At 60.5% G+C, this 6441-nt stretch carries 5 protein-coding genes and 1 pseudogene; all 6 read left to right on the top strand.

All coding sequences use genetic code 11. The features are described from left to right. Positions 1-143, top strand: a pseudogene (locus ACYP01_RS24190) (alcohol dehydrogenase); the annotation flags it as partial. Between the two features lie 181 nt (positions 144-324). Then, positions 325-2019, top strand: a complete 1695-nt coding sequence (locus tag ACYP01_RS24185; RefSeq protein ID WP_209448614.1) for a cutinase family protein — start codon at positions 325-327, stop codon at positions 2017-2019. 160 nt (positions 2020-2179) lie between these two features. Continuing rightward, the gene (gene hypA / locus ACYP01_RS24180; RefSeq protein ID WP_073512368.1) at positions 2180-2509 is read left to right on the top strand and encodes a hydrogenase maturation nickel metallochaperone HypA; all 330 of its coding nucleotides are present in this window, start codon (positions 2180-2182) and stop codon (positions 2507-2509) included. A gap of 2 nt (positions 2510-2511) precedes the next feature. Next, the gene (gene hypB / locus ACYP01_RS24175; RefSeq protein ID WP_459682840.1) at positions 2512-3312 is read left to right on the top strand and encodes a hydrogenase nickel incorporation protein HypB; all 801 of its coding nucleotides are present in this window, start codon (positions 2512-2514) and stop codon (positions 3310-3312) included. A gap of 162 nt (positions 3313-3474) precedes the next feature. Next, positions 3475-4590, top strand: a complete 1116-nt coding sequence (locus ACYP01_RS24170) for an NADH-quinone oxidoreductase subunit B family protein (protein ID WP_020969412.1) — start codon at positions 3475-3477, stop codon at positions 4588-4590. Between the two features lie 54 nt (positions 4591-4644). Beyond that, positions 4645-6438: a nickel-dependent hydrogenase large subunit gene (locus ACYP01_RS24165; RefSeq protein ID WP_209448616.1), complete on the top strand. Its 1794-nt coding sequence runs from the start codon at positions 4645-4647 to the stop codon at positions 6436-6438. Positions 6439-6441 lie beyond the last annotated feature (3 nt).

The following is a 6441-nucleotide window of genomic DNA, read 5'->3' as shown; positions in this document are numbered from 1 at the left end:
ACGCGCAATTGTGGCGGGACGGGAAGCTACCGGTCGAGAAGCTCATTTCCTCGCGAATCGAGTTGGACGACATCAATTCCGGCATGGACGAACTGGCCGATGGAAAAGCAATCCGACAGGTCATTATCTTCGACGCGGAGTAGGTGCACGTCGGTGTTATGCAGCGGAAATGAGGCGTTTGCGCCCCCGATTCCCTCCCGAGTCGCCGCGGAAAATCGTTACCCGTTGTAACGCTCCTCTCGTACTGGACGACTACTCGAATGACGTTGCGTGACGCCCCGGGGGTCGGTCGTACGTTTTCCAAAAGTTGATTGGGGAGAAGATATGCCGGTTCGTGGGTTCTTTTCGCGACATCGAATACTGGCGGGTGCAGTAGCGCCCGCAGCGCTCGGCGTGGCCGCACTGGTCGCGGTTGCGGTCGCAGTGGACTCTCCGGAGTCACGCACGATCGAGACGCAACTGACGTCGTCGGTCACCGAGTGCCATGACATGGTGAGCATCGCGGTTGCCGGTCGACACGACACGCCGGATGCTTCGACTGTGAAGATGTTGCTGGGAGCCGACGGGAAGCCGCTGCCGGCCGCCCTGTCCGGTGACTACAAGAGTGAACGCGTCGACCAGGTGATCAACCCGGCAGGCTCGGTCAACGCGAACAAGCCCGGCTCGTACGCAGCGGTGTACATCGCATATCCGGCCAACATGGCGTCCTACGAGGACGCCGTCGCTGCCGGTGCTGCAAATACGCAGTCCGTGATGAGTGCCATCGCCAAGGAATGCCCGAAGACTCAGTTCTCGATCGTCGGTTACAGCGAGGGCGCCGATGTGGTGCGTCGTGTGGCGATGGACATCGGTACGCAGGAGAACAACGAGTTCGGTGTCGACCCGGACAAGGTTGTCGGCGTGGTCATGCTGGCGGATGCAGGCCGCGAAGCCGGCGACGGTACGTTCCTCGGTGCCAAGAATCCGTTCACGAACCCGGACAACTTCGATACGAAGTACCAGAGCGGCACCTCCGCGACACCCGGCGAAGGTGTCCTCCCCGGCACTGCCGGAGGTTTCGGCAAGCTGAACGGCAAGGTCGCGTCCTTCTGCTCGGACGGTGACTTCACCTGCTCGGCTCCCAGCAACATCTCTCTGTTGATCTTGGCGGCAAATGTCGGTCGGCAGTTGAATATCGACCAACTCGAATCACAGGGTCTGAACCCGGCCACCGGCCAGGACGTCGCGGTGGTGTTCGGCCAGATCGTCTTCGAGGCGTTCGCAGACATTTCGTCCAATCCCAACTGGATGCAGAGTGACGAGACATTCCTTCAGGTGATGCTCAAGGTCTCTGATCCGGAGTACAAGCCCGGAAAAACACCCGCGCCCGCGCCGGTAGCCGAGGGCGAGACGGTGTCCACCGACAAGGTGTCTCCGCTGGCATATCTGCCGCAGAAGCTTTTCAAGGAGATTGTCGGTCTGATTGCTACCAACCAGAACACGATTCCCGTGATCTTGAGCGACCCCTACCAGCAGACACTCGCTCCAGACGTCGGACACCACTTCGATTACTGGCGAGATGCGGATGCGGCCAACGGCAAGCCGTTGACTTCAGCTGAGTACGCAGCGGCCTGGCTCACCTACCTCGCCCAGCAGGCGAAGGAAGGAAAGCCCGTCGACACAACTGCGAAGCCGACCCCGGAACAGATCAGTGCTGCTGTCGATGCCTACATGGCTGACGGCAATGCTGAGGGCGACGCCGCGGTGGCTGAAGGCACCGGAACCGGTCAGGCACCGGCCGGGACCACTGGCTCCACGGGATCTGCTGGAGCGCCCGCAACCACGTCACAGGTGCCTGCGGCAGGATCGGCGTCGGTCACATCGGGAGCGGTTGCCACTCCGACGGGTTCGGCGGCAGTGACGCCGACGTCGACAGTTCCGACCACACCGGTAGCGGGAACGGATGCAACGACGGCGCCCCCGACTACGACAGTGACGTCGACGACCACGACGACGAAGGTGCCGGTTCCGAACCCGTAATCCTTCTCGCCGGCGTTCGTCACACGAATAACGCTGTCACAGGCTGCGATCCGCAATTAGTTGCGGATCGCAGCCTGTTTTCGTGTACGGGTTACGCACAACGACCGTTGGTGCTTATCGTGGAAGGGAGGTTTCCGGATCACGAATCGTGGGTTTCACCGTGCACGAGCTGTCCATTGCGCAGAGTGTGGTCGAAGCCGTGTGTGAGCGTGCCGGCGAGCGACGAGTATCGAGCGTGCGGCTTGAAGTAGGGCAACTCTGCGCGGTGGTTCCACACTCTCTGCTGTTCTGCTTCGACGTCGTCACCGCGGGTACTCACGCCGAAGGTGCCAGCTTGCACATCGATGAGATTGCAACCAGCGCGCGATGCAAAAGCTGCGGCGTGATGTTCTCGCCGCCCGACATGTTCTTGCTGTGTGAATGCGGCAGTGCTGATGTCGAGGTGCTTGCCGGCCGAGAGTTACGGATCCTGTCGATGGAAGTGAGCTGAGCATGTGCGCGACGTGTGGGTGCGGGGACACCACAGGACCTCGGGTGTCGGTAGTCGCAGACGGAGAACACGAGCAGGAACACGACGGTCACGGGCACGGTCACGAGCATGACCATGAGCACGGCCACCCCGACCACACCGTGATTCTCGAGCAACAGGTGCTCGCCAAGAACGACGGCATTGCTGTTCACAATCGTCAGTGGATGCGGAGCCGCCGAATCACGGCGCTCAACATCATGAGTTCCCCCGGCGCGGGGAAGACAACGTTGCTGGCGCGAACTATCCGGGAGCTCGGATGTCAGCGACCGATAGCCGTGATCGAAGGTGACCAGGAAACCCGGCTCGACGCCGAGCGGATCCGAGAGACCGGCGCGTCGGTGGTGCAGGTGAATACCGGGGCCGGATGTCACCTCGATGCCGCGATGATCGACCGCGCACTGCGCGCCTTGGATCCCGCTGAAGAATCGCTGCTTCTGATCGAAAACGTCGGAAACCTGGTGTGCCCCGCGCTCTTCGACCTCGGCGAGGAAGGCAAGGTTGTCCTAATTTCGACGCCGGAGGGGGCAGACAAGCCGAAAAAGTACCCACACATCTTCGCTGTCGCGGACCTCGTGGTGATCAACAAGATCGACTTGCTCCCATACGTCGAGTTCGACGTCGATGCCTGCGTCGAGCAGGCAAGAATGCTCAATCCTGCTGTGCGCGTTGTTGTTTTGTCTGCCACGACAGGTGAGGGCATGGGCGAGTGGTACGAGTGGATCGGTAGTCGTTCGGCGATTTCTCCGGTGGCCGTTGACAACTGATCTGCTCGGGTAGTTAATGAAATGAGTGGGTGCCACGCAAGTGGGCCGAGGTTCGACTCCGGTGGCGTCAGCGTTTCGGTGCCGCAGCAATTGAGGCCATAGCGTGTCAGGCAGTAGCGGTGCCGAGAATCAGGCGCAAGTGCACCCGTGAAAGCGGCTGACATGGACACACAAAAATCGACTGCTGGCACCACGGCGGAACCTGCCTCCGAAAGCGCAGCTACCCCCGAAAGCGCAGCGGCCAAAGCGGAAGAAACTCTGATCCACGTGCTGTGGATCAATGCCGGTCTCAGTTGCGACGGTGATTCGGTGGCGCTCACCGCGGCCACGCAACCCAGTATCGAGGAGATCGCGCTCGGTGCGTTGCCGGGCCTGCCGCAGGTAGCGGTTCATTGGCCGCTCATCGACTTCGAATGTGGACCGCAGGGTGGCGCTGACGATTTCCTGGAATGGTTCTGGAAAGCCGACCGGGGAGAATTGGAACCCTTTGTTCTCGTTGTCGAAGGATCTATACCGAACGAGAAACTTCACGACGAAGGGTACTGGTGTGGTTTCGGGAACAATCGTGAAACCGGCCAACCGGTCACCACGAGCGAATGGCTCGACAAACTTGCGCCGAAAGCGACTGCGGTAGTTGCGGTCGGCACGTGCGCAACCTACGGCGGCATACATGCGATGGCCGGCAATCCGACCGGTGCGATGGGCGTGCCGGACTATCTCGGGTGGACCTGGAAATCGAAGGCGGGCATCCCGATCGTCTGCGTTCCTGGGTGTCCCATTCAGCCGGACAACCTCTCCGAGACCCTGACTTATCTTCTGTACATGGCCACTGATCAGGCGCCGATGATTCCCTTGGACGAATCCCTCCGCCCGCAGTGGCTTTTCGGTGCCACCGTTCACGAGGGCTGTGACCGTGGCGGGTACTACGAGCAGGGCGAGTTCGCGACGGAGTACGGGTCGCCGAAGTGCATCGTCAAGCTGGGATGTTGGGGACCGGTCGTGAAATGCAATGTCCCCAAACGCGGTTGGATAAACGGAGTCGGCGGGTGCCCTAATGTCGGCGGGATCTGCATCGGCTGCACGATGCCGGGATTCCCGGACAAATTCATGCCGTTCATGGATGAACCACCTGGCGGCAAACTCTCCACCAATGCGGTGGGAATGTACGGGTCCGTGATCCACAGTCTGCGCCGGATCACCGGTCACACGTTGGACAAGGAACCGCACTGGCGTGAGCGCGGGTCGAAGTTGCTCACCGGTGCGACGCGTACGTGGTGACCGACCGGATACCTTCAAATCAGTTCGTGAGCAACGTCTCTGGGAGGCACTGCAATGACGGCCATCGTTCCCGAACCCACCTCGACTGCGGACCGCGACGGTCTTGTCGAGATGGCGTGGGACCCCATCACCCGAATCGTCGGCAGTCTGGGTATCTACACCAAGATCGACTTCGCCAATCGCGAAGTGGTGGAGTGCCACAGCACGTCGTCGATCTTTCGTGGGTATTCCCTGTTCATGAAGGGGAAGGACCCGCGCGACGCGCATTTCATCACCAGTCGTATCTGCGGCATCTGCGGTGACAATCACGCCACGTGCTCGTGCTACGCACAAAACATGGCGTACGGCGTCAAGCCGCCGCATCTGGGCGAGTGGATCGTCAATCTCGGCGAGGCCGCCGAGTACATGTTCGACCACAACATCTTTCAAGAGAATCTTGTCGCCGTCGACTACTGCGAGAAGATGGTCTCCGAGACGAATCCCGGTGTGCTGGCGCAGGCAGAGAACACGCGCTGCCCGCACGAGGAGCAGCACGGGTATCGCACGATCGCGGACATCATGCGGACTCTCAATCCGTTCACGGGTGAGTTCTATCGCGAAGCGTTGCAAGTCTCGCGTTCGACTCGCGAAATGTTCTGCTTGATGGAGGGCAGGCACGTTCACCCGTCGACGCTCTATCCCGGCGGCGTCGGCACCGTCGCGACGATCGAACTGATGACGGACTACATGTCGCGGCTGATGCGGTACGTCGAATTCATGAAGAAGGTCGTGCCGATGCACGACGACCTGTTCGACTTCTTCTACCAGGCGCTGCCTGGTTACGAAAAGGTTGGCCTGCGGCGGACCCTGCTGGGTTGTTGGGGATCGTTCCAAGACCCCGAGTACTGCAATTTCTCCTACAAGGACATGACCGACTGGGGCCGGAAGATGTTTGTCACTCCCGGTGTGGTCGTCGACGGAAAGTTGGTCACCACGGATCTGGTGGACATCAACCTCGGTATCCGAATCATGCTGGGCTCCTCGTATTACGAGGACTGGAGTGATCAGGAGATGTTCGTCAAAACCGATCCGCTGGGTAACCCGGTCGATCGCAGGCACCCGTGGAATCAGCACACCAACCCCCACCCGCAGAAGCGGAACCTCGAGGACAAGTACAGCTGGGTCATGTCACCGCGATGGTTCGACGGAAAAGACAACCTTGCTCTGGATACGGGCGGGGGAGCATTGGCTCGTCTGTGGAGCACCGCTCTGGCCGGCCTGGTCGACATCGGATACCTGGAGTCGACCGGAGACAGTGTGAAGATCAATCTTCCGAAAACAGCACTGAAGGGTCCTGTCTCGCTCGAGTGGAAGATTCCCGAACATGGCAGCAATACCCTCGAAAGAAACCGCGCGCGAACGTATTTCCAGGCATACGCAGCCGCGGCTGCCCTTCATTTCGCCGAGAAGGCGCTTGTCGAGATCCGGGCCGGCCGGACCAAGACGTGGGAGTCGTTCGAGGTCCCGGACGAGGGTATCGGTTGCGGATTCACCGAAGCCGTCCGCGGAGTTCTCTCACATCACATGGTGATTCGTGACGGAAAAATCGCGAACTATCACCCGTACCCACCGACACCGTGGAATGCGAGCCCGCGCGACAGCTACGGAACCCCCGGTCCGTACGAGGATGCCGTGCAGGGTCAGCCGATCTTCGAGGAGAACGATCGAGACCACTTCAAGGGCATCGACATCATGCGGACCGTGCGTAGTTTCGATCCCTGCCTGCCGTGTGGTGTTCACATGTATCTCGGCGGTGGCAAGACCCTGGAGAAGTTGCACTCTCCGACGCAGTCCGTGACCGGGGAGTGATCG

It is taken from the genome of Rhodococcus sp. no. 34 (genome assembly GCF_054589475.1).
The sequence above is the reverse complement of the archived record's forward strand: the minus strand, read 5'-3'. Positions and strand labels throughout refer to the sequence as shown.

What these genes read in the sequence shown, in the direction of transcription:
- ACYP01_RS24185 (WP_209448614.1), top strand. Translation starts at nt 325, where the DNA reads ATGCCGGTTCGTGGGTTCTTTTCGCGACATCGAATACTGGCGGGTGCA.
- hypB (WP_459682840.1), top strand. Translation starts at nt 2,512, where the DNA reads ATGTGCGCGACGTGTGGGTGCGGGGACACCACAGGACCTCGGGTGTCG.
- ACYP01_RS24170 (WP_020969412.1), top strand. Translation starts at nt 3,475, where the DNA reads ATGGACACACAAAAATCGACTGCTGGCACCACGGCGGAACCTGCCTCC.
- ACYP01_RS24165 (WP_209448616.1), top strand. Translation starts at nt 4,645, where the DNA reads ATGACGGCCATCGTTCCCGAACCCACCTCGACTGCGGACCGCGACGGT.